We start from the raw sequence: 19,739 nt of genomic DNA, 5'->3' as shown, positions 1-19,739 counted from the left end.
GCTGTGCTTCGCTCACAGGAAATCGGCCTATTGCGGTTCCCGCGCAGCTTCCCAGACATGGCCCGACAGATCGGTAAAGGCCGCCATGCGGCGACCCCGGAATAGCCGTCAGCTTCGCAGGCCAGGCGCCTCGTGACCGGTGCGCGCCACATATTCCGTATAACCGCCGCCATACTGGTGGACGCCCTCCGGCGTCAGCTCCAGCACGCGGTTGGAGAGCGCAGCCAAGAAGTGTCGGTCGTGCGAGACGAAGAGCATGGTGCCCTCATATTGCGAGAGCGCCTTGATCAGCATTTCCTTGGTGTCGAGGTCGAGATGGTTGGTCGGCTCGTCCAGCACGAGCAGGTTCGGCGGATCGAAGAGCATCATCGCCATCACCAGCCGGGCCTTCTCGCCGCCGGAGAGCACCCGGCACCGTTTCTCGACATCGTCGCCGGAAAAGCCGAAACATCCGGCAAGCGCCCGCAATGGCCCCTGCCCTGCCTGAGGAAACCTATCTTCCAGCGATTGGAACACCGTCCGCTCGCCGTCGAGGATATCCATGGCGTGCTGGGCGAAATAACCCATCTTGACGCTGGCGCCGAGCGCAACACTGCCCTGGTCAGGGGTGGTGGTGCCCGTCACCAGCTTCAACAACGTCGATTTACCGGCGCCGTTGATGCCCATGATGCACCAGCGCTCCCGCCGCCGCACCATGAAGTCGAGACCTTCATAGATGCTTCGGCTTCCGTATTTCTTATGGACATTCTTCAGGTTGACCACGTCCTCGCCGGAGCGCGGCGCGGCCTGGAACTCGAAAGCGACCGACTGGCGGCGCTTGGGTGGCTCCACCCGGTCGATCTTCTCCAGCTTCTTCACCCGGCTCTGCACCTGCGAGGCATGCGAGGCCCGCGCCTTGAACCGCTCGATGAATTTGATCTCCTTGGCGAGCATCGCCTGCTGGCGCTCGAACTGGGCCTGCTGCTGCTTCTCGTTCTGCGCCCGCTGCTGCTCGTAGAATTCATAGTCGCCGGAATAGGCCGTCAGGCCGCCGCCGTCGATCTCGATGATCTTGTTGACGATGCGGTTCATGAACTCGCGGTCGTGCGAGGTCATCAGCAACGCCCCTTCATAACCCTTCAGGAACTCTTCCAGCCAAATCAGGCTTTCGAGATCGAGATGGTTGCTCGGTTCGTCGAGCAGCATGACGTCGGGGCGCATGAGCAGGATGCGGGCAAGCGCCACACGCATCTTCCAGCCGCCCGACAACGCCCCGACATCGCCGTCCATCATTTCCTGGCTGAAGCTCAAACCCGCAAGCACCTCGCGGGCACGGCCCTCGAGCGCATAGCCGTCCAATTCCTCGTAACGCGCCTGCACCTCGCCGTAACGCTCGATGATCTCTTCCATGTCGCCGGCTCTTTCCGGGTCGGCCATGGCGGCCTCGAGCTCACGCAATTCGCCTGCAACGATGCTGACCGGGCCGGCACCGTTCATCACTTCGGCGACGGCGCTGTGGCCCGCCATCTCGCCGACATCCTGGTTGAAGTAGCCGATCGTCACGCCCTTCTCGCAGGAGACCTGCCCCTCGTCGGGCTGCTCTTCGCCATTGATCATCCGGAAGATCGTCGTCTTGCCGGCGCCGTTCGGGCCGACCAGACCGATCTTCTCGCCTCTGTTGAGGGCGGCCGAGGCCTCGATGAAAAGGATCCGGTGGCTGAGCTGTTTGCTGATATTCTCAATACGAATCATGATGTGCGCGGGTGTCCGGGGAAGTTTCGGCGCCCTTATGCCACGCATGGAAACGGCAGGATAGGCCCGTTTCAACCCTCTCGATCTCCGGCCTCCGATTGGATAATATTGCCGCCTACGCTGATTTAAGGATTTCCAGCCAATGAGCGTTCGCCTACCGCAGACTTTCAGGCAGTCGCAGCAGGACGCCAATGGCGCCAACGCCCTCGAATATGGGCTGATGTCGGAACGCGCCAATTCGCTCGGGCGTCATGGGCTGAAGGTGGAGGCGGCGCTCGCCGCGTTAAAAGCCTGGGCCGTCGAACGCCAGAGCGCGGAGGAACGCGAGAGGCTGCTCAACGAAGCCTCCGATGCCGTCTGGGCACTTTTCGTCCAGCGCGAGAGCTGCGGGTTGCGAAACAATCGCGACGCCATCCAGCGTTACGGCATCCCAAACGAGGTGCTCGCCAGACTGGGCGCCATACGAAAATGACGTGAAGCCGTGCCCATCACGGCGAAAGGAAATTGCGATGCCAAGCTCTACACGGATCGGCAATCGGCATCTTGCCGTCGACGTCTCCTCCCTCGGCGCCGAGATGCAGGCGCTCACGAGCAGCGATGGACGCTCATGGCTATGGACGGGCGAGGCGACCTACTGGGCCGGACGATCGCCGATCCTGTTTCCGATCGTCGGCAAGGCGGCTGATGACAAGCTGGCGATTGGCGGCGCGGTCTACCCGATGGCCCAGCATGGCTTTGCCCGGCGAAGCGAGTTTAGCCTCGCCGCGTCGACGCCGACCATGTGCCGGCACGAACTCCCAGCCTCGGCAACCACGCAGGCGGTCTATCCGTTCGACTTCCTGCTGGCCGTGGAGCATGCGGTGCAGGGACGCGCTTTGACGGTGACGGCAGAAGTAAACAACCGTGACGCAAGAGCGCTGCCCTTCGGTCTCGGCTTCCATCCGGCTTTCGCCTGGCCGCTGCCTGACGCCGCCGGACGCCCGCACATGGTCACGCTGGACAATGAGGGTGAGCCGGCGCTCGCGCGGCTGGAGGGCGGCCTTATCAACCCCGCCCCACTGCCCTCCCCATTCGATAAAGGCCGGCTGGTGCTGGATCATGCCATGTTCGAGAAGGACGCGATGATTTTCCCGAAGGGTGCCGGCGATGGGCTGCGTTACGGCGCAGTAGGCGGGCCGAACCTGCGATTCCAATTCGAAAATCTGCCCAACCTTGCTCTGTGGACCAAACCGGGCGCGCCCTTCATCTGCATCGAACCGTGGCATGGAACGGCGGCGGAAGCCGGAGGTTCGTCCGAGCTGTCGCAACGACCCTCCACCACCATCCTGGCGCCGGGGGCGACGGCGCGTTTCGCCTTTACGGTCGAGATCTTGCAATAGAAAGTGGCGCGCCCGACAGGGCGCGAATGAACGTTCTCCGGCACGGTTGTTTCCGCAGCTATCGCCGAGCCGACAAATCGCATCGCATCTATTTGATTCATGCGATGCGCTTCGGTCCTTTGCTTTTGCGCGTGCTGTTGTCCCGCAACCGCTGCACACTTTCCGGGCATGCGCGGGCGTCGGCCAGGGCGTCCTCAGGTCGGCGGGGCGCCCAGCGCATGCAGGATACCGCGCAGTTCGGCAAGGCCGCGCATGCGGCCGATGGCCGGATAGCCGGGGGTGACGACCTTGTCGAGATCGTCGAGCATGCGGTGGCCGTGGTCGGAACGGAAGACGATGGTGTCTTCGCCACCCCGGCGCTTGTCTTCCGCCACCAATTCCCGGAGCACCGCGACCATGTCGACGTCGCCCTCGAGATGCGCGCTTTCGTGGAAGGTCCGACCGTCGCCTTCGCGCGTCGTGGCACGCAGATGGGCGAAATGAATGCGCGAGGCGAAGCGCCGGGCGATCGCGGGCAGGTCGTTGTCGGCACGCACGCCGAGGCTGCCGGTGCAGTAACACATGCCATTCGCCGCCGACGGCACCGCATCGAAGAGCGCGGCATAATCATCCCCCGTCGAGGCGACGCGGGGAAGACCGAACAGCGAACGCGGCGGATCATCGGGATGCAGCGTCAGCTTGACGCCGCGGGCTTCGGCAGCCGGCGTCACCGCCTCCAGGAACTCGATCAGGTGCCGGCGCAGCCGTGCGGCGTCGATACCGCTATAGGCGACCAGCTTTTCCCGGAAGGCCGGAATGGTCAGGGGCTCGGTAGTCGAACCGGGCAGAGCCGAGGTGATGATGCGGGTAATCTCGGCAATCTCCTCCTCCGACATCGCCTCGAAGACGACACGCGCCCGTTCGCGATCCTCCACTGAATATTGCTGACCCGCATCCGGCCGTTCCAGAACGAAGAGGTCGAAAGCTGCGAAGCGCTCGTGATCGAAGCGCATGGCTGTGGCGCCGGTCGGCGTCACGAAATCAAGTTCGGTGCGGGTCCAGTCGACCACAGGCATGAAATTATAGCAGACGATCGGGATGCCGCAGGCGGCGACCGCTTCGAGGCTGGCAATCCACGCCTCGATTTCCGCTTTCGCCTCGCCGCCCTTGCGCTTGACGGCGTCTGGAATCGGAATGCTTTCGACCACCGACCAGGCGAGCGGCGACCGGTCGGCAGGCGTGGTCTCGATCAGCGCTTGGCGTTCGCGCACTTCCTTTTCCGTCCAAGCCCTGCCGATCGGCACCTGATGCAGCGACGAGACGATATTGGTCGCGCCCGTCTGACGGACCTCATCCAGCGTCACCGGCGCTTCCGGCCCGAACCATCTCCAACCCTGCCGCATCTTTCTTCCTTCCCTTGCTTTTCGTTTCGTGGTGATCCTGCCGTCAGCAGAAATAATCGGGGTAACGCGAGCGCAGCTCGTCGACATCGGGAATAACGGCGCTCAAATGGTGGATCATGGCGCTACGCGCGACCGCTGCATCATGGGCGGCGAGAGCGTCGCGGATAATCATATGTTCGGACACAACATTGCCCATACGCCCAAGCGCCGGCAGCGTCAGCCGCCGCGCCCGGTCGATCTGCACCTTGACAGTCTTCAGGATCCCCCAGATGCCGGGATAACCTGATATCTGCGCGATCGCCTCATGAAAGGCTTCGTCCTCCTCGTGGAAGCTTGAGGCGTTGCCGACCGCGGCATGCGCGCGCTGTCGGGCAATAATGGCATCGAGGCGGGCGACATCGGCAGCGGTAGCGGTCTGAGCCGCCATCTCGGCGGTCGTGCCTTCGAGCGCTTTGCGCACGATGACCGCCTCGGGAATCGCCGAGACCGGCACCCGCGATACGACGGTGCCCGACTGGGGGAAAATATCGACCAGTCCGCCTTCGGAGAGCCTCAGCAACGCCTCGCGCACCGGCGTCCGGCTCACGCCGAATTCGTCCGCGATCCGCTTTTCCTGCAAAAACTGGCCGGGCGGCATCCGGAGCGAGACGATATCGAGATAAAGACGCTCATAGATGACGCGGGCCGTGGTGACGCGGCGCGGCCTGCGCCCGGCTTCCTGCGAGGTCGGGAGGATCAGCGCGTCGATTTCTGAAGCTTGCCTCATAAGCGGTACCGGGCCATTGGCTTTGGCATACTAGTATATTAGCCGCGACCCTCTGCCAAGCCACTTGGACGGAGTGGCTGCATTTTGAACAGGAGGATCTCTCGAACAGCCTTCAAGTGCTGATTGAGGGCTCAACATGGGAACTTAGATCAGCGGAATTGGTTGAAATCCCATCAAGGAGACGCCGATGAAAAATCCGTTGCGACGCAAAAGAAATGAAATCGCGGCCGACGAAACGCGACTGAAGGCTTCATCCCCAGCCGGCGCAGGCAAAGGGAAGACGCCGCGGCAAGCCATGCAGGAACCAGCAGATCAGAGCATCGGTTCTCAGGCAGCCACCCGTGAGGACAATATCCGGAAAAGGGCCTACTCGCTGTGGGAGAAGGAAGGAAGGCCGGAAGGCAAGCATCAGGATCACTGGACCCGCGCCGAGCACGAGCTCGATGCACGGGGCGAGACGGACCATCCTCCCAGGCTCGAGGCGCTGCGAGAGGCTTCGCGCGAACATCGCGACACCTTCCTCGTCAAAACGGATCTCGAAGACGCGGATCAACGCGAAGCCTCGCCCGGCACACGCGAGCAGGATTGAAATTGCAGCCTCGAGCAAATTTAGGACGAGCAAATTCAGGAAAGGTCCCGACATGGCTGACAAACAGGATTTGAACGCCGGCTTCACCGGCACACCCGTCGAACCGCCGGAAGGATTAGCCAAGGCCGCTCAATCGGCGGCGAGCGGAGTGAAACGCGAGGTCTATGCAGTCACCGCCGGCGCCAGAGACCACCCGCACACTGCAAGCGCTTTGTTGCTTGGCATCGGTATTGTGGCGTTCGGGTTCGGCTATCTCCTTGGTCGATCATCGGCGGAAAGCTCGGCCCGCTCATATTGGCGTTAGCTGTCCGACCTCAACGAACGAGCCGCGCGAGCGGCAAGAATGATAGAGCCGGATCGTTGCGCGACCGCCCTCCTATACGCGGCGCAATGATAACCCTGACGGTAAGATCGCACCCAAGCGTGTTTCGTTATCGCATCAGCTTTGCTGCTGCAGGGCGTCGCGGCGCATCGACGGCAGAGGAAGAAGCATTCGGGTTTGCTGTTGCCGGAATACAATAGTGAGAAAAGCGCGGGTTGGGGTCCGCTTCCACAACTTGACAGCGGTGACATCGGTCCTTAGCGAGGCTGGATCAATGACACCTCAGGATCAGCAAAGTGAATTATTTCAGGCAACTCGTGATTGCGATACTTCATCCCGGGGACGGGTCTGGAAGCACGCTTGATCGAACCAACGGCATTGCGGTTTTTCTCTTTGCAATCCTGCCCGGACTTTCACCCAATTTCAACGGGTTCATCCTCCTCGCGTCGATGCTGTCGGGCATCTACTTGCTGGCGACGGCCCGCTTTCCTCTGAACTTTTCGAAATCAGACCGGGCAGTCGCCATCTGCATGACGATCTACCCGCTGGTGATGATCGCCAGCATCTTCATCAACCCGCCTTACTCCGAAGTGGCGGACTGGATATTCCGGCTCCTGCCGTTTTTTTCGATTTGGCTGATATTGCCGCGAATGCGCCAATCGCCCGATGGCCGCCTCGTGCCACTGTTTATCCTCGGCGCCGGGATCGGCATGATCGTTACCTTTATCATTAGCCTGCTGCAGATCATGTTTCTGATGGAGAGAGCAGAGGCTGGGACATCGAATGCAGCGCTCCTCGGAATCATAGGCCTTCTTTTCGGGGGCGTTGCGCTTCTCAACGTTCAATCTCCCAAAAGCGTGGAGCAAAGAATTGCGATCTTGGGATATGCCGCCGGCCTCGGCTGCGTGCTGCTTTCCGGAACGCGTTCCGCCTGGCTGGCCATTCCCGTCCATCTCGTCATCTTTCTCTGGTATTTTCGCAAACACAGCTTCCATCTGAGTTTGCGCAGTCTCGCCATCACCGGCTCTTTGTTGTTTGCGGGACTTATCGCGCTGGGCAGCGGCCAGATCATCCATCGCATCGAGGCGCTGCAGGAAAATATGGCAGCGCTTGAACGCAGTGAAGGCGAGATTACCTCACTCAGCGCACGGGTCGCTTTGTACAAAGGCGCACTGTCAGCAATCAGCAAGGACCCGTTGACCGGTTACGGCCCGCAAAACAGGATGGCCTCGGTCTTGGCGGAACTGCCAGACAGCATGCGGCCATACTTGACCTTCTCGCATGTTCATAATGGCTTTCTGACAGCGGGAATTGACGCCGGCGTTGTCGGCATCGCGGCGCTTTCGCTGCTGCTCCTGACGCCCGTGATAGCCGCGTGGAAAAAGGAACCCGGTCCTGGCAGGGACCTGTCCATAGCGCTCGCTCTTCTGCTCACCAGCAGCTACGTAGTTACCGGCAGCGTCGGCATTATGTTCAATCAGAAGGCACTGGATCCCATCTTCGCCTATATGGTCGCCCTGATTTGCTTGGATCGGGGCAGCACAGGCTTCGCGCCTGTCGTGCGAAGCTGAATTTACCGCGCGCAACGCTTGCGAGTTGTCGCCTTCAGGCTGCCGGAACGGTTTCGGCGCCGGTGAAGGCGAGATCCGAAACCTCACCGGTTGAGGAATAGCCGGAAACAAGCTCTGCCAAGGTCGCGCGTGCCGCGACCATATCGTTTCGATCCAATGCCGCGTTGAGTAAGCTGAGCTTCTTGGAAAGCTCCGGCCAGAACAGGAAATCCTCGCGTGCCTTCATAATCCGGGGATGTTCGGTTGTCTCAGGGTTATCCCCGATCAACAGTTCTTCATAAAGCTTCTCGCCGGGCCTCAGGCCGGTAACGGAAAGCTCGATGTCCCCTTCGGGATTATCCTCGTCGCGCACGGTCAATCCCGAAAGCTCGACCATCTTGCGGGCGAGGTCTGCGATGCGGACGGGCTCGCCCATGTCGAGCAGGAAAACATCCCCACCCTCGGCCATGGCGCCCGCCTGAATGACCAGTTGCGAGGCCTCCGAAATGGTCATGAAGTAGCGGGTGATTTTCGGGTGCGTCAGGGTAACCGGCCCGCCTTCCTTGATCTGCTGCCGGAACAGCGGCACGACGGATCCGGAGGAACCGAGCACGTTTCCGAAGCGGACCATGGAGAAATTCGTGCGCACTCTGTCAACGGCCGGTTCTGCGGCAAGCGCTTGCAGAACCATCTCCGCCAGCCTCTTGCTGGCGCCCATCACATTCGTCGGACGCACGGCTTTGTCGGTGCTGATCAGCACAAAATTCAAGACGCCGCATTTGTTCGCCGCGCGTGCGGTGATCAGCGTCCCCATGACGTTGTTCTTGATGCCCTCCACGGCATTATGTTCGACGAGAGGCACATGCTTGTAAGCGGCGGCATGATAGAGCGTCTGAGGCCGCCAGCTCTGCATAATATGTTCCATGCGGTCATGGTCGCGGACGGAACAAAGGATCGGAACGATCTGCAGGCTTTCCTGCTGGTAAAGTTCGGCCAGCTTTAGCAATTCGGCGTGAATATTATAAAGCGAAAACTCGTTCTGATCGATGAGGATGAGGGTCGAAGGCGCATTGCGCAGAATCTGGCGACAGAGTTCACCGCCGATGGAACCGCCGGCGCCTGTCACCATCACCACCTTTTTGCGCATTGCCTTGTCGAGCAATTCCTGCCGCGGCGCCACCGCCTCCCTGCCCAGCAGGTCTTCGATCTCCAGCTCACGAATGTCGGAAACGGCGATACGGCCCTGAGCAAGCGCCGTGAGATCCGGCAATGTCCGAACATTCACCCTGGCTTTGCGGATGTGCTCGAGGATTTCATTGCGCCGCTGCCTCGATGCGGATGGCAGAGCAAGAAGCACGTTGTGTACGCCAAGAGCTTCGGCGAGCACCGGCAGATCGGACGGGTCGTAGATCGGCAAGCCGCCCATGATGCCGCCCTTAAGACGCGGATCATCATCGAGGTAGCCGACGACATTGAGTTCGGCGCTGTTCGTCAGAGCACCGGCGAGTTGTCGGCCGGCATTCCCTGCCCCGTAGATCAGAACCTTGGCGAGCGTATTCTGGTGCAGGATACGCTGATAGGTATCGCCGAGCCAATAGCGGATACTCAGTCGCGACAGTCCGATCGCAATCAGCAGCAGGAAGGGCTGGAGAATACCGACGGTTCTCGGAACGCCCGGGACGCTGAGTGCCGTAAATATCGTCATGAAGGCGACGCCGTAGATCGCAATCGCCTTTAGAACCGCGATGAAAGCGGCCATGTTGGCATAACGAAAGATCGCTCGATACATGCCCATGACGATGAAGATCGGAAGGGCCATGCACAAGGAAACGAAGACCGGCAGCCACTGCACGCCGGTCAGCACCGTCCATTCGTTCAAGCGGAAGCAATAGGCCAGCCAGATCGTCAGGACGCAAAGACTGGAATCCACCAGCAAGGCGAGCGCGCGTTTGGCGGCACGTGGCATCGCCAGCAGAGGGGCGACGAGCGCCTGCATCGGCACCAAGAACCATGCTGAGCGTGGCGTCTCAGTGGGGGTATTTTCAGGCATTGCTTCCCAGCGTCTCGTAGATCAATCAGACAATCACCTTCTTGTCATTTTCTACAACGAGCGCAACTGAAATAATCGCAAATCAAGGCCTTCCGCACCGCTTATCTATCGGAAGTTGGTACCTTAATGCCTTATTCCCTTGCGGCCGATCACCTTGCCGGCGGTCAGAAACAGAATGCGCATATCGAAACCGAGCGAGCGCCGCTGAAGATATTCGACGTCGAATTTCACCTTCTCCGGAATCGGCAACTCGTCGCGGCCGTTGATCTGCGCCCAACCGGTCAATCCGGGCAGGAGTTTATCGACGCCGCGGGCGGTCCGCAATTCGATCAGATCATACTGATTGTAGAGCGCCGGCCGAGGCCCGACAAAACTCATTTTGCCCTTCAGAATGCACCAGAGCTGCGGCAATTCGTCGAGGCTCGATTTGCGTAGAAACGAACCGATGGGCGTCAGGAACCGATCGGGATTCTCGAGCAGATGTGTGGCAACCGTCGGCGTATCGACGCGCATGCTGCGAAATTTCGGCATCAGGAAAATCTGATTGAAGCGGCCGACACGTTTTGACCAGTAGAGGATTGGCCCCGTCGAGGTCAGCCGGACACAGAGAGCGACGACTAGTATAGGAACTAGCAGGATGGCCGACGCGACCACAGCCAGAAGAAAATCGACCGCCCGTTTCAAACCCATGCTCCGCACTTGTTCCCTCGCCTCATGGGGATTTCGCCATACGCCCCACCGCGCCGTATCGTCAAAAAGGCGTTTCGCGTCAACTCCAGTAGCCGCCGTTCCTTTAATGGAACGTCCTGCCGCTCATCGGCCAGTTCCGCTCCCCCTACCAGCTGGCAACGTCTAAACCTCAACGGGCGAACGCGTCGATGAGAATTTATCTGCATCTTTAGTACGTCACAGTTCGCGCACATTCTGCAAGCGCGCTACAAGCCAATGAACTTGCCATCAGCTTTTGAGGCGTACAGCAAGATTGCCGGGCGCGCGAGAAGGATGTCCAATTCATCATGCCCTATGTCCCGAGCAGATCCCAGCCGCCTGCACTTCGACGTCCTACGGATACAACGTGGCGCTGCCGGCACGGACGAAGCAGACTGGCACCGGAAATGGCGACCGCTGAGAACAAGATCGCGGCTGCCAGGATAGAGGTGTCCATTATCAGCTCCCCCGAGAAAACGCCGTTTTCGCCGGAATCTATCTACAGATGCAACGCCGCCGGTAAACTGACTGGCGTGCCGTCCTGATGTCCGGCGAAAGCGCCAAGACCATTCGCCCGCTCATGCCCCTTTCACAATGGCATTGACGCGCTATGCTGTCATCATGATAGGAAACGAGTGAAATCGATGAGGCCATCACGCCAGAGCGAGTTGCGGGAACGGATCACGATTGTTGGTGACGTCAATGCCGCCTCATTCGTCCCGTGGATTCGCCGCCATGCCGACAAGCTCGGCCTTTCCCAGCACTTCTTTTACGCCGGCGCCGACCGGATCGAGCTCGAGGTGGTGGGGCCCGTGGAGCTGATCGACATGCTGGAAATGGGCTGCTCGCTCGGACCGATCGATGTCTGGGTCGACGAGATTCAGCGCAAAATTGTAGATCCCGCCGACACGCTGCAACCTGCTCAGCATTGATCGCATGCACTTAATTTAATCATTGTTGCCAATGCGAATCTTTTATGCAAGCTTCTGAAAACGAAGACTGCAACCTCGGCAACAATGTATGGTCAGCGGCGCTAAAGCATTGGTAAAATTGAGGAAGTAAAGGTCATGTTCTCTGATACGACCGGCTCATGGACGCCTGTCGCGCTTTCCGCCGATCTGCCGCCGGCAACTGTCATACCGGCCTGGACCCCAGCAGGGGCGATTGCTCTCTGGCGAAGTCAGTCCGGGCTCATATCGGCATCGTCCGACCGCTGTCCGCACCGCGGGATGCGGTTGTCTCATGGCTTCGTGCGTGGCGAGGCGCTCTCCTGTATTTATCACGGCTGGAGCTACTCTCCGGAGGGAGGTTGCATTCGTATTCCGGCTCATCCCGATCTCGTGCCGCCGGAGACGATCCGCGTCGCCGTTCAGCAGGTCGAAGAATGGAATGGCATCATCTGGGTGGCAGTCGGCGAACCGGCGGCCCGGCCGCCGCGCCTTGACCATCTCGTTCCGCTTCGTTCGCTGACGCTGGAGGCCGATATTGCAGCGATCGAGGCGGCAGCCGGCGGGAAATCCGATGTGAACGGGCTGATCGGCATTGCCGATTGTCCGTGGGTCCGGCTGCTGCCGACGACACAGATCGGGCGCACGCTCGTTCACGTCCTTGTCGAGCAGGGTCGCAATGTCGCCGACCGGCTCATGGCGTCGCGCGTCGCTGAGGCCTTGCGCCGCCGCGCCGAAACAGTCCGAAAGGATGTCGCATGACAGGGGCCGGCGCGATGATCGATGAATGGTACCCGGTCGGCCTCTTCAGTCAGCTCACCGAGGAGGTAAGCAAAACCGCTTTAATGGGCAAGCCCATAGAGGTGACGCGCACGGCTGACGGCGCGGCGCAGGTAAGATCGAGCGGTGGACGCGCCCTGCCCGTCCGCGTCCGCTACGGCCATGTCTGGTCTTCTCTCGGCAACCCCTCCAAGGAGCTGTTTGCTATTCCCGAGGCGGATCAGCCCGGCCGCCGCTTCGTCGATGTCGGCGTCGTGCGGGTCCGCTGTTCGCCTCTGAGAGCGGTCGAGAACTTCCTCGACATCGCGCATTTTCCCTTCGTCCATACGGATATACTCGGCGCCGAACCGCACACGGAAGTCGAAAGTTATAAGGTCGAGATCCGCGAGAAAGAGGATGAAGTCTGGGCGACGCAGGTAAAATTCTACCAGCCGCAGGCGGCAAAGTCGGCGACCGGCGGGATAACCACCGAATATATGTACCGCGTGCCGGCTCCGACCTGCTCGGTGCTCTACAAGACCTGCCCTCCCCGCCCGAAGGAATGGGATGTCATTACCCTGTTCGTCCAGCCGCTTGCGGAAGATCTTTGCGACGTGTGGCCGTGGATGGCCCTCTTCGACGACGTGACGCCAATGACAGACCTCATCCATTTTCAGCAGATGATTTTCCTGCAGGATCGGTCGATCCTCGAAAACCAGATCCCGGCGCTTCTGCCGCTCGATCCCGGCATGGAAATTCCGACCCGGGCCGACATGACATCGATCGCTTACCGGCGCTGGCTAAAGCGCCATAACTATCTCTATGGCGCGCAGCTGGTCGCACAATGAAGCTCTACGACTACATCCTCTCGCCGAGTTGCTACAAGATCCGCCTGATGGCTGCGATCCTCGGCGTCAAGCTGGACATCCGGCCGGTCGACTTCCATCCCGGCGCCGAGCATCGCGGCCCTGAACTTCTGGCCCTCAATCCGGCAGGCTCCATCCCGATCCTTGAGGATGGCGACCTTGTCCTGACGGAATCCTCCGCCATCCTTGCCTATCTCGCCGCCCAAAGCGGGTCGGAATGGCTGGGTGCGAGCGCGCCGCAGGAGACGGCGCGCCTGCAGCAATGGCTTTCTTTTTCGCACCGGCTGACGGCCAATCTTGGCGGCGCACGGCTGCATCAGATGCTTCTGCGCCCCGGCAATATCGAGACCCTGCAGGCACAGGGGGTCGCTGCGCTGCGCGAGTTGGAGGCGGGAATTTTCGAGCAGCGGCTCCGCGGCATGCAGTTCCTGGTATCGGACCGCGCCACGATCGCTGACATCGCCTGCTTCCCCTATGTGGCGCTGGCGCCTGATGGCGGCATATCGCTCGACCCTTATCCGAACATCCGGCTCTGGCTGCGCGCCATCCGCAGCCTTGAGGGTTTCATCGAAATGCCCGGCATCCACCGCCTGCACGAGTTGAAGCCCGATCCTCATCCGGCCGGATTGGAGAAGTGAGATGGCCGGTTACCTTCTGAAAAACTGCGCAGCCATCATTGTCGACGAAGGCAATGGGCCAACCGTGCGCCGCAATGCGGATCTGCTGACCAATGGTCCGGCAATCCAGGCAATCGGTGCGAACCTGCCGCAAGAGGCGCTGCCGGCCGATACGATCATTCAGGATGCATCCGGCTGGTTTGTCTATCCGGGCCTCGTCAATACTCATCACCACTTCTTCCAATGCTTCGTGCGCAACCGGGCCGATCTCGACTGGACGAAGCTCTCCGTCATCGAATGGCTCGACCGGATCTATCCGATCTTCTCGCGGCTGAACGAGGATTGTTTCTATCATTCGTCGGTCACGGCGATGGCCGAGATGATCAAACATGGCTGCACCACGGCCTTCGACCATCAATATTGCTTCCCCCGGCACGCCGGAAAGCGCCTGATCGATCGCCAGTTCGAGGCGGCCGAACTTCTCGGCATGCGTTTCCACGCAGGACGCGGCGGCAACACGCTGCCGAAGTCTGAGGGCTCGACGATCCCGGACGCCATGTTGGAAACGACGGATGAATTCATCGGCGATTGCGTCCGGCTGATCGACAGCTATCACGATGTCGATGCCTTCAGCATGCGGCAGGTGGTCGTCGCCCCCTGCCAGCCGGTCAATTGCTATCGCGAGACCTTCGTCGAGTCGGTCGCGCTCGCCCGTGATCGCGGCGTCCAGTTGCACACGCATGTCGGTGAAGGCGAAAGCCCCGTCATCGAGGCGCGGTACGGGATGCGTACGGTCGACTATTGCGCCGAACTCGGCTTTGCCGGGCCAGACACCTACTATGCTCACTGCTGGGAGCTGACACACGACGAATTGCGCAAGCTGGCGGCAAGCGGCACGGGTGTCTCGCATTGCCCCGAGCCGGTCTATCTGGTCGGCGCCGAAGTGACGGACATTCCTGCGATGGCGGATTTCGGCCTGCGCATCGGTCTCGGTTGTGATGGCGCTGCTTCGAACGACAACTCCAACCTCATGCACTGCATCCATTCTGCCTATATGCTGCAATGCCTGGCGGCATCGACGCGGGCCCATCCGGTTCCTGCGCCAGTGGATTTCCTGAATTTTGCGACCACGGGCGGCGCAAGCCTGCTAGGCCGCAGCGATATCGGCCGGCTTGCTCCCGGCATGGCCGCCGACCTCTTCGCAATTGACACGAGGCGGATGGATTATGTCGGCACGCGCCACGATCCGTTGAGCCTGATTGCCAAGGTCGGGATCGGCATGCCGACCGATCTGACCATGATCAACGGGCGCATCGTCTGGCAGGCCGGCGAATTTATCGGGCTCGATGAGTCCAAGCTTTTCGCCGCTGCGGAAGCGGCGCTCGAGACAGTGAAATTTTGAAAACCAAAAGAGGGAACTGACATGTCCAACGATCTCACCCGCAGAACACTCATGAAGAGCGCGGCGGCTGCCGGTCTCGCGACGGCTTTTGCCGGCCGCTCCGTGGCTGCCGCCGACGAACCGCTCGGCATTGCCCTTGTCGTTCCCTCGCCGGTCGGCGATGTCGGCTGGGGCCATGCGCTTGCCGCCGGCATCGACCCGATTAAGGCGGCTTACGGCGACAAGGTGAAGGTCACGATCATCGAGAACATCGCCGAAGGCCCGGATGCCGACCGCATCATGAACAAGACCGTCGCCGACGGAAATCATTTCCTGATCGCCGGCTCCTTCGGCTATCAGAACGGCGCGCTGCAGATTGCCCGTCGTAATCCCAAGGTGACCGTCCTGCATGCTTCAGGCTTCCAGGTCGCGCCGAATTTCTCGCCCTTCGCCGCCAAATATTTCCAGGGAACTTATCTGCTCGGCATGGCGGCGGCGGCGGTTTCCAAGACCGGCAAGCTAGGCTCGGTTTCGGCCTTCGCGATTCCCGAGCTGATCACCTCCGTCAATGCCTTCACGCTCGGTGCACAGGCCCTCAAGCCGGATATCGAAGTGTCTGTCGTCTGGGTCAATTCCTGGTTCGATCCGGCCAAGGAGCAGGAAGCCGCCAAGGCGCTGATCTCGCAAGGCTGCGACGTGATCTTCTCGAATGCGCAGGATACGCCTTCGGTGATCTCGGCCTGCGAGGACGCCGGCATCTATGCCTTCAATCTCAATTCCTCAATGAAGAAATATGCCGAGAAGACCTATCTCGGCTGCGTCGCCACTGACTGGTCGCCGTTTTTCAAGGCGTCGGTCGATGCGCATCTTGCCGGCACGTTCAAGGGCGCCAATACCTTCCTCGGCGTTGCCGACAAGGTGGTCGAGGTCGTCGACTGGAACCCGGCGATTCCGGCCGATACGATGACCAAGATCAAGGAAATCGAAGCTAAGATCGCCGATGGCAGCTTCTCGCCATTCACCGGCCCGATTACCAAGGCTGACGGCAGTGAAGGCGTCGCTTCCGGTGCCACGCTGACGGACGCTGAGATCGTCTCCATGAATTGGCACGTCAAGGGTGTGACGACGCCGTTGCCGAAGTAAGCCATGGTAAACCCGCTTCTGTCGCTGCGCGGCATTTCCAAGAGCTACGGTCAGGTCCATGCCAATCGGCAGATCGACCTCGACGTCGCGGCCGGCTCGATCCATGCCATCCTCGGAGAAAACGGGGCTGGCAAATCGACTCTGATGAAGCTGATCTATGGCGTCGAGCAGCCGGACAGCGGCACGGTCTCATGGAATGGACAGCCCCTCAGCCTTGCCTCTCCCGCGGAGGCAAGGCGCGCCGGCATCGGCATGGTCTTCCAGCATTTCTCGCTGTTCGAGAGCCTGACGGTCGTCGAGAATATCCGCCTGATCGTGTCCGGCAAGAAGAGCGAGCTTGCCGAGCGGGTTCGCAAGCTCGGGCGTGAGTTCAGTCTCGAGGTCGATCCTTTCGCCCATGTGCATTCGCTTTCCGTCGGCGAAAGGCAGCGGGTGGAAATCATTCGCTGCCTGATGACCGATCCGAAACTGCTGATCCTCGACGAGCCGACGTCGGTGCTGCCGCCGCAGGCGGTGGAAAAACTCTTCGAAACATTGCGCCGGCTGCGCGACGGTGGCGTATCCATCCTTTTCATCTCCCACAAGCTGGAAGAGATCCAATCGCTCTGCGATCGCGCGACGATCCTGCGCGGCGGTCGCGTGACCGGTCATGTCGATCCGCGCGCGCATGACGCCCACGAGCTTGCGCGCATGATGATCGGCCGCGACATGCCGGAACCCATGCCTCCCCTGCCCTTGGCCGTGGGCGAAAAGCGCCTGGAGCTTATCGGGCTCGACTACCGGGTGGATCCTTTTGCGGTGCCGCTCTCCAACGTCAGCCTGGCGGTGCGCGCCGGCGAAATCCTCGGCATTGCCGGAATTTCGGGAAACGGCCAAAGCGAGCTCGCAGCGCTGATTTCAGGCGAGACCGTCCTGCCGCGGGATCAGCGCGACCAGATCTTCATGATGGGCCGAGATGTCGGCACGCTCGACGCCGCCGCCCGCCGCCGGCTCGGCTTCGCTTTCGTCCCGGAGGACCGGCTCGGCCGCGGTGCGATTCCCGAAATGTCGCTCGCCCTCAACAGCCTGCTGACCGCGCATCCGCTCGACCTTGTCAGGCATGGCCTGCTCGACAGGGCGCGGGCGAAGAGCTTCACCAATGAATGCATTCGCGACTATGACGTGCGCACCCCCGGCCCCGATGCGGAGGCAGGGTCGCTTTCCGGCGGCAACCTGCAGAAATTCATCGTTGGACGCGAAATCATGCTGGCGCCGAAGCTTCTTTTCCTCGCCCAGCCGACCTGGGGGGTCGATATCGGTGCAGCCGCGGCAATCCGCAAGCGGCTCATCAGCCTTCGCAATGAAGGCATGGCGATCCTCATCATTTCCGAGGAGCTCGAGGAATTGTTCGAACTCTGCGACTTCATCCAGGTCCTGCACCATGGCACGCTGAGCCCGCCGCTGGTCACGCGCGACACCGAGCCCGAAGAGATCGGCCGTTACATGATCGGAGCCAAGCCGCATCGCGAGAAAGCCCCCGCATGAGCAGAACCTTCCTCGCCCTGCCCAAGCTGGTCCGCCGGGAGCGGGCATCGCTTACCGCCACCCTTCTCGCGCCGCCGGTAGCCCTCATCGTCACCGTCATTCTCAATCTCGGACTTTACGTCGTCATGGGCCGCGATCCGGCTGCGGTCGTCTATGCGATGCTGATCGAGCCCTTCTTCTCCTGGGCGTCGTTCTCCGAGGTGCTCCTGAAGACCGGGCCATTGCTCCTGATCGCGCAGGGGCTTGCGATCGGCTTTCGCGCCAAGGTGTTCAATATCGGGGCCGAAGGACAATTCGTGCTCGGTGCGATCTTCGCCTCCGCCATTCCGATCTGGTGGCCTGACGCAACAGGCCAATGGATCTGGCCGGCAATGCTGCTGCTCGGCACGATAGGCGGGGCATTCTGGGCGTCATTCACCGCCTTCTGGCGCGTCAGGCTCAATGCCAATGAGATCCTCGTTTCACTGATGCTGAGCTTCGTTGCCGTGCAGCTCCTCAATTATCTGCTGCTCGGCCCCTGGAAAGATCCGAACGGCTTCAACTTCCCGCAATCCGTCATGTTCCAGTATGACGCGATGGTACCGATCCTGATCGAGGGAACGCGCGTGAATGTCTCGCTCATCCTCGCCCTCCTCCTGTCGTTTGCCGCCTGGATCTTCATGCAGAAGAGCTTCATCGGCTACAAATTGCAGGTCGGCGGGTTGGCGCCGCGGGCGGCGAGCTACGCCGGGTTCAGGGAACGCCGAGCAATCTGGCTTTCCCTGCTGATCGGCGGAGCGGCAGCCGGTCTTGCCGGTGCGGCCGAGGTCGCCGGCCCCCTCGGTCAATTGCAGCGCTCGATCTCCACTGGATATGGCTATGCGGCAATCATCGTCGCCTATCTCGGCGGCCTTCATCCGATTGGCATCATCATCTCAGCCATTGTCATGGCGGCGCTCTATATCGGCGGTGACAACGCCATGGTTTCGGCCAATCTCCCGGTTGCCGCCGTCCGGGTTTTCCAGGGCAGCCTGCTTCTCGCCTATCTGGTCGCCATCGCCTTCACGCGCTACCGCCTTGCCTGGCGACCGGCGGCAACCAGGAGCGCCACGTGAACGCCATCGAGTTCATCCTCGCCGGAATGCTGGCGGCTGCGACGCCCTTTCTCCTGGCAGCCCTCGGGGAACTGGTCGCCGAACGCGCCGGGGTTCTCAATCTTGGCGTTGAGGGGCTGATGGCATTCGGCGCCGTCATCGCCTTCATCATCGTCTACCACGGCGGCGGCCATTTTCTGGCTTTCCTCGCCGGCGGCCTCGGCGCCGCCCTCCTGTCGCTGATCTTTGCGGTCATCGTGCTCGGCTTCAACGCAAACCAGGTCGCGACAGGGCTTGCCATCGGGATTCTCGGGCAAGGCCTGTCGGCGCTGTTCGGCAAGACCTACGAGAGCCTGACTGTCAGGGCTCTGCCGAAGATCGCCATTCCCGGCCTTTCCGATCTTACCGTCATCGGCGGCCTGTTTCTCCAGGATATCGTCGTCTGGCTTTCGCTGGCCTCAACCATCGCGATCTGGGCGATGTTTGCCTATAGCAAGGCCGGTCTGATCATCCGCGCCGTAGGGGAAAACCCGAAAGCGGCGCATGCCATCGGCTATCCGGTCATCGCCATCCGCTTCGCCGCGGTCGCATTCGGCGGCATGATGGCAGGCTTCGCGGGCGCCTATGCTGCGACGATCTACACGCCGCTCTGGGCAGATGGGATGATTGCCGGCCGCGGCTGGATTGCGATTGCGCTCGTTGTCTTCGGAACCTGGCTGACCGGACGCATCTTTCTCGGGGCGTGCTTGTTCGGGGCCGTATCGCTGATGGGGCTCGCCGCCCAGGCGACCGGGCTCGACGTCCCCTCGCAGCTACTAGCATGCCTGCCCTATCTGGTGACGATCATCGTGCTCGGCATCATTTCGGCGGATCGCCGCCTGCTCAAGCTCAATGGCATCGCCTCGCTCGGCGAGCCGTTCGAGCGATAGCATCGAGCCAAGGCGCCGAGAGC

Annotated in this window: 19 protein-coding genes; 14 read left to right on the top strand and 5 right to left on the bottom strand. The window is 61.1% G+C overall.

Features of this window, described 5'->3' with window-relative positions:
- Positions 1–108: 108 nt before the first annotated feature.
- Positions 109–1,731 carry an ABC-F family ATP-binding cassette domain-containing protein gene (locus N2597_RS23780; protein ID WP_183595796.1) on the bottom strand — a complete coding sequence of 541 codons (1,623 nt, stop codon included), beginning with the start codon at positions 1,729–1,731 and terminating at the stop codon, positions 109–111.
- Positions 1,732–1,873: 142 nt separating this feature from the next.
- Here N2597_RS23780 and N2597_RS23775 point away from each other — a divergent pair, with 142 nt between their 5' ends.
- Together N2597_RS23775 and N2597_RS23770 are read left to right on the top strand one after the other, a co-directional pair.
- A complete protein-coding gene (locus N2597_RS23775) occupies positions 1,874–2,203 on the top strand; it encodes a DUF6665 family protein (RefSeq protein WP_183595794.1) in 330 nt (109 codons plus the stop codon).
- 37 nt (positions 2,204–2,240) lie between these two features.
- Complete coding sequence (locus N2597_RS23770; protein ID WP_183595792.1) at positions 2,241–3,110, top strand: aldose 1-epimerase family protein; 870 nt, start codon at positions 2,241–2,243, stop codon at positions 3,108–3,110.
- Positions 3,111–3,304: 194 nt separating this feature from the next.
- Here N2597_RS23770 and uxuA read toward each other — a convergent pair whose 3' ends face one another.
- Both uxuA and N2597_RS23760 read right to left on the bottom strand, forming a co-directional pair.
- Entirely contained in the window at positions 3,305–4,492 is a 1,188-nt protein-coding gene (uxuA, locus tag N2597_RS23765) for a mannonate dehydratase (RefSeq protein WP_183595789.1), read from the bottom strand.
- 43 nt (positions 4,493–4,535) lie between these two features.
- Complete coding sequence (locus tag N2597_RS23760; protein ID WP_096763267.1) at positions 4,536–5,258, bottom strand: GntR family transcriptional regulator; 723 nt, start codon at positions 5,256–5,258, stop codon at positions 4,536–4,538.
- A 187-nt stretch (positions 5,259–5,445) separates the two neighbouring features.
- On the opposite strand from N2597_RS23760, the gene N2597_RS23755 reads away from it, so the two are divergent.
- The 3 genes from N2597_RS23755 to N2597_RS23745 all read left to right on the top strand — a co-directional run bounded on the left by N2597_RS23755 (position 5,446) and on the right by N2597_RS23745 (position 7,740).
- Positions 5,446–5,847, top strand: coding sequence for a DUF2934 domain-containing protein (locus N2597_RS23755; RefSeq protein WP_183595788.1), 402 nt, complete (start codon positions 5,446–5,448; stop codon positions 5,845–5,847).
- A 52-nt stretch (positions 5,848–5,899) separates the two neighbouring features.
- Positions 5,900–6,151, top strand: a complete 252-nt coding sequence (locus N2597_RS23750; RefSeq protein ID WP_009986472.1) for a hypothetical protein — start codon at positions 5,900–5,902, stop codon at positions 6,149–6,151.
- Positions 6,152–6,465: 314 nt separating this feature from the next.
- A complete protein-coding gene (locus tag N2597_RS23745) occupies positions 6,466–7,740 on the top strand; it encodes an O-antigen ligase family protein (RefSeq protein WP_096763265.1) in 1,275 nt (424 codons plus the stop codon).
- A gap of 34 nt (positions 7,741–7,774) precedes the next feature.
- On the opposite strand, the gene N2597_RS23740 is transcribed toward N2597_RS23745, so the two are convergent.
- The gene (locus N2597_RS23740; protein ID WP_040112827.1) at positions 7,775–9,769 is read right to left on the bottom strand and encodes a UDP-2-N-acetyl-D-glucosamine 4,6-dehydratase WreV; all 1,995 of its coding nucleotides are present in this window, start codon (positions 9,767–9,769) and stop codon (positions 7,775–7,777) included.
- Positions 9,770–9,892: 123 nt separating this feature from the next.
- Positions 9,893–10,459, bottom strand: coding sequence for a sugar transferase (locus N2597_RS23735; protein WP_183595785.1), 567 nt, complete (start codon positions 10,457–10,459; stop codon positions 9,893–9,895).
- Positions 10,460–11,121: 662 nt separating this feature from the next.
- Between N2597_RS23735 and N2597_RS23730 the strand changes: the two genes are divergently transcribed.
- From N2597_RS23730 to N2597_RS23690, 9 genes are all read left to right on the top strand, one after another.
- Positions 11,122–11,409: an acylphosphatase gene (locus tag N2597_RS23730; RefSeq protein WP_096764763.1), complete on the top strand. Its 288-nt coding sequence runs from the start codon at positions 11,122–11,124 to the stop codon at positions 11,407–11,409.
- Positions 11,410–11,544: 135 nt separating this feature from the next.
- Positions 11,545–12,186, top strand: a complete 642-nt coding sequence (locus N2597_RS23725) for a Rieske 2Fe-2S domain-containing protein (protein ID WP_096764762.1) — start codon at positions 11,545–11,547, stop codon at positions 12,184–12,186.
- A complete protein-coding gene (locus N2597_RS23720) occupies positions 12,183–13,031 on the top strand; it encodes an aromatic ring-hydroxylating oxygenase subunit alpha (protein WP_183595783.1) in 849 nt (282 codons plus the stop codon). Before N2597_RS23725 ends, N2597_RS23720 begins: the two co-directional genes overlap by 4 nt.
- Entirely contained in the window at positions 13,028–13,687 is a 660-nt protein-coding gene (locus tag N2597_RS23715) for a glutathione S-transferase family protein (RefSeq protein ID WP_183595781.1), read from the top strand. The genes N2597_RS23720 and N2597_RS23715 overlap by 4 nt, the downstream gene beginning before the upstream one ends.
- 1 nt (position 13,688) lies before the next feature.
- A complete protein-coding gene (locus N2597_RS23710) occupies positions 13,689–15,068 on the top strand; it encodes an amidohydrolase (RefSeq protein ID WP_183595779.1) in 1,380 nt (459 codons plus the stop codon).
- Between the two features lie 21 nt (positions 15,069–15,089).
- Positions 15,090–16,190 carry a BMP family ABC transporter substrate-binding protein gene (locus N2597_RS23705; protein WP_183595777.1) on the top strand — a complete coding sequence of 367 codons (1,101 nt, stop codon included), beginning with the start codon at positions 15,090–15,092 and terminating at the stop codon, positions 16,188–16,190.
- Between the two features lie 3 nt (positions 16,191–16,193).
- Positions 16,194–17,714, top strand: coding sequence for an ABC transporter ATP-binding protein (locus N2597_RS23700; protein WP_183595775.1), 1,521 nt, complete (start codon positions 16,194–16,196; stop codon positions 17,712–17,714).
- Positions 17,711–18,808: an ABC transporter permease gene (locus tag N2597_RS23695; protein WP_183595773.1), complete on the top strand. Its 1,098-nt coding sequence runs from the start codon at positions 17,711–17,713 to the stop codon at positions 18,806–18,808. The genes N2597_RS23700 and N2597_RS23695 overlap by 4 nt, the downstream gene beginning before the upstream one ends.
- Positions 18,805–19,716 carry an ABC transporter permease gene (locus N2597_RS23690; protein ID WP_183595771.1) on the top strand — a complete coding sequence of 304 codons (912 nt, stop codon included), beginning with the start codon at positions 18,805–18,807 and terminating at the stop codon, positions 19,714–19,716. Before N2597_RS23695 ends, N2597_RS23690 begins: the two co-directional genes overlap by 4 nt.
- Positions 19,717–19,739: the final 23 nt, after the last annotated feature.

It is taken from the genome of Rhizobium sophoriradicis, from assembly GCF_025200795.1.
Classification (GTDB): domain Bacteria; phylum Pseudomonadota; class Alphaproteobacteria; order Rhizobiales; family Rhizobiaceae; genus Rhizobium; species Rhizobium sophoriradicis.
The sequence above is the reverse complement of the archived record's forward strand: the minus strand, read 5'-3'. Positions and strand labels throughout refer to the sequence as shown.

Excerpts from the sequence above, each read along its gene's own strand:
- N2597_RS23780 (WP_183595796.1), bottom strand. The coding sequence starts at position 1,731 with ATGATTCGTATTGAGAATATCAGCAAACAGCTCAGCCACCGGATCCTT.
- N2597_RS23775 (WP_183595794.1), top strand. The coding sequence starts at position 1,874 with ATGAGCGTTCGCCTACCGCAGACTTTCAGGCAGTCGCAGCAGGACGCC.
- N2597_RS23770 (WP_183595792.1), top strand. The coding sequence starts at position 2,241 with ATGCCAAGCTCTACACGGATCGGCAATCGGCATCTTGCCGTCGACGTC.
- uxuA (WP_183595789.1), bottom strand. The coding sequence starts at position 4,492 with ATGCGGCAGGGTTGGAGATGGTTCGGGCCGGAAGCGCCGGTGACGCTG.
- N2597_RS23760 (WP_096763267.1), bottom strand. The coding sequence starts at position 5,258 with ATGAGGCAAGCTTCAGAAATCGACGCGCTGATCCTCCCGACCTCGCAG.
- N2597_RS23755 (WP_183595788.1), top strand. The coding sequence starts at position 5,446 with ATGAAAAATCCGTTGCGACGCAAAAGAAATGAAATCGCGGCCGACGAA.
- N2597_RS23750 (WP_009986472.1), top strand. The coding sequence starts at position 5,900 with ATGGCTGACAAACAGGATTTGAACGCCGGCTTCACCGGCACACCCGTC.
- N2597_RS23740 (WP_040112827.1), bottom strand. The coding sequence starts at position 9,769 with ATGCCTGAAAATACCCCCACTGAGACGCCACGCTCAGCATGGTTCTTG.
- N2597_RS23735 (WP_183595785.1), bottom strand. The coding sequence starts at position 10,459 with ATGGGTTTGAAACGGGCGGTCGATTTTCTTCTGGCTGTGGTCGCGTCG.
- N2597_RS23730 (WP_096764763.1), top strand. The coding sequence starts at position 11,122 with ATGAGGCCATCACGCCAGAGCGAGTTGCGGGAACGGATCACGATTGTT.
- N2597_RS23725 (WP_096764762.1), top strand. The coding sequence starts at position 11,545 with ATGTTCTCTGATACGACCGGCTCATGGACGCCTGTCGCGCTTTCCGCC.
- N2597_RS23720 (WP_183595783.1), top strand. The coding sequence starts at position 12,183 with ATGACAGGGGCCGGCGCGATGATCGATGAATGGTACCCGGTCGGCCTC.
- N2597_RS23715 (WP_183595781.1), top strand. The coding sequence starts at position 13,028 with ATGAAGCTCTACGACTACATCCTCTCGCCGAGTTGCTACAAGATCCGC.
- N2597_RS23710 (WP_183595779.1), top strand. The coding sequence starts at position 13,689 with ATGGCCGGTTACCTTCTGAAAAACTGCGCAGCCATCATTGTCGACGAA.
- N2597_RS23705 (WP_183595777.1), top strand. The coding sequence starts at position 15,090 with ATGTCCAACGATCTCACCCGCAGAACACTCATGAAGAGCGCGGCGGCT.
- N2597_RS23700 (WP_183595775.1), top strand. The coding sequence starts at position 16,194 with ATGGTAAACCCGCTTCTGTCGCTGCGCGGCATTTCCAAGAGCTACGGT.
- N2597_RS23695 (WP_183595773.1), top strand. The coding sequence starts at position 17,711 with ATGAGCAGAACCTTCCTCGCCCTGCCCAAGCTGGTCCGCCGGGAGCGG.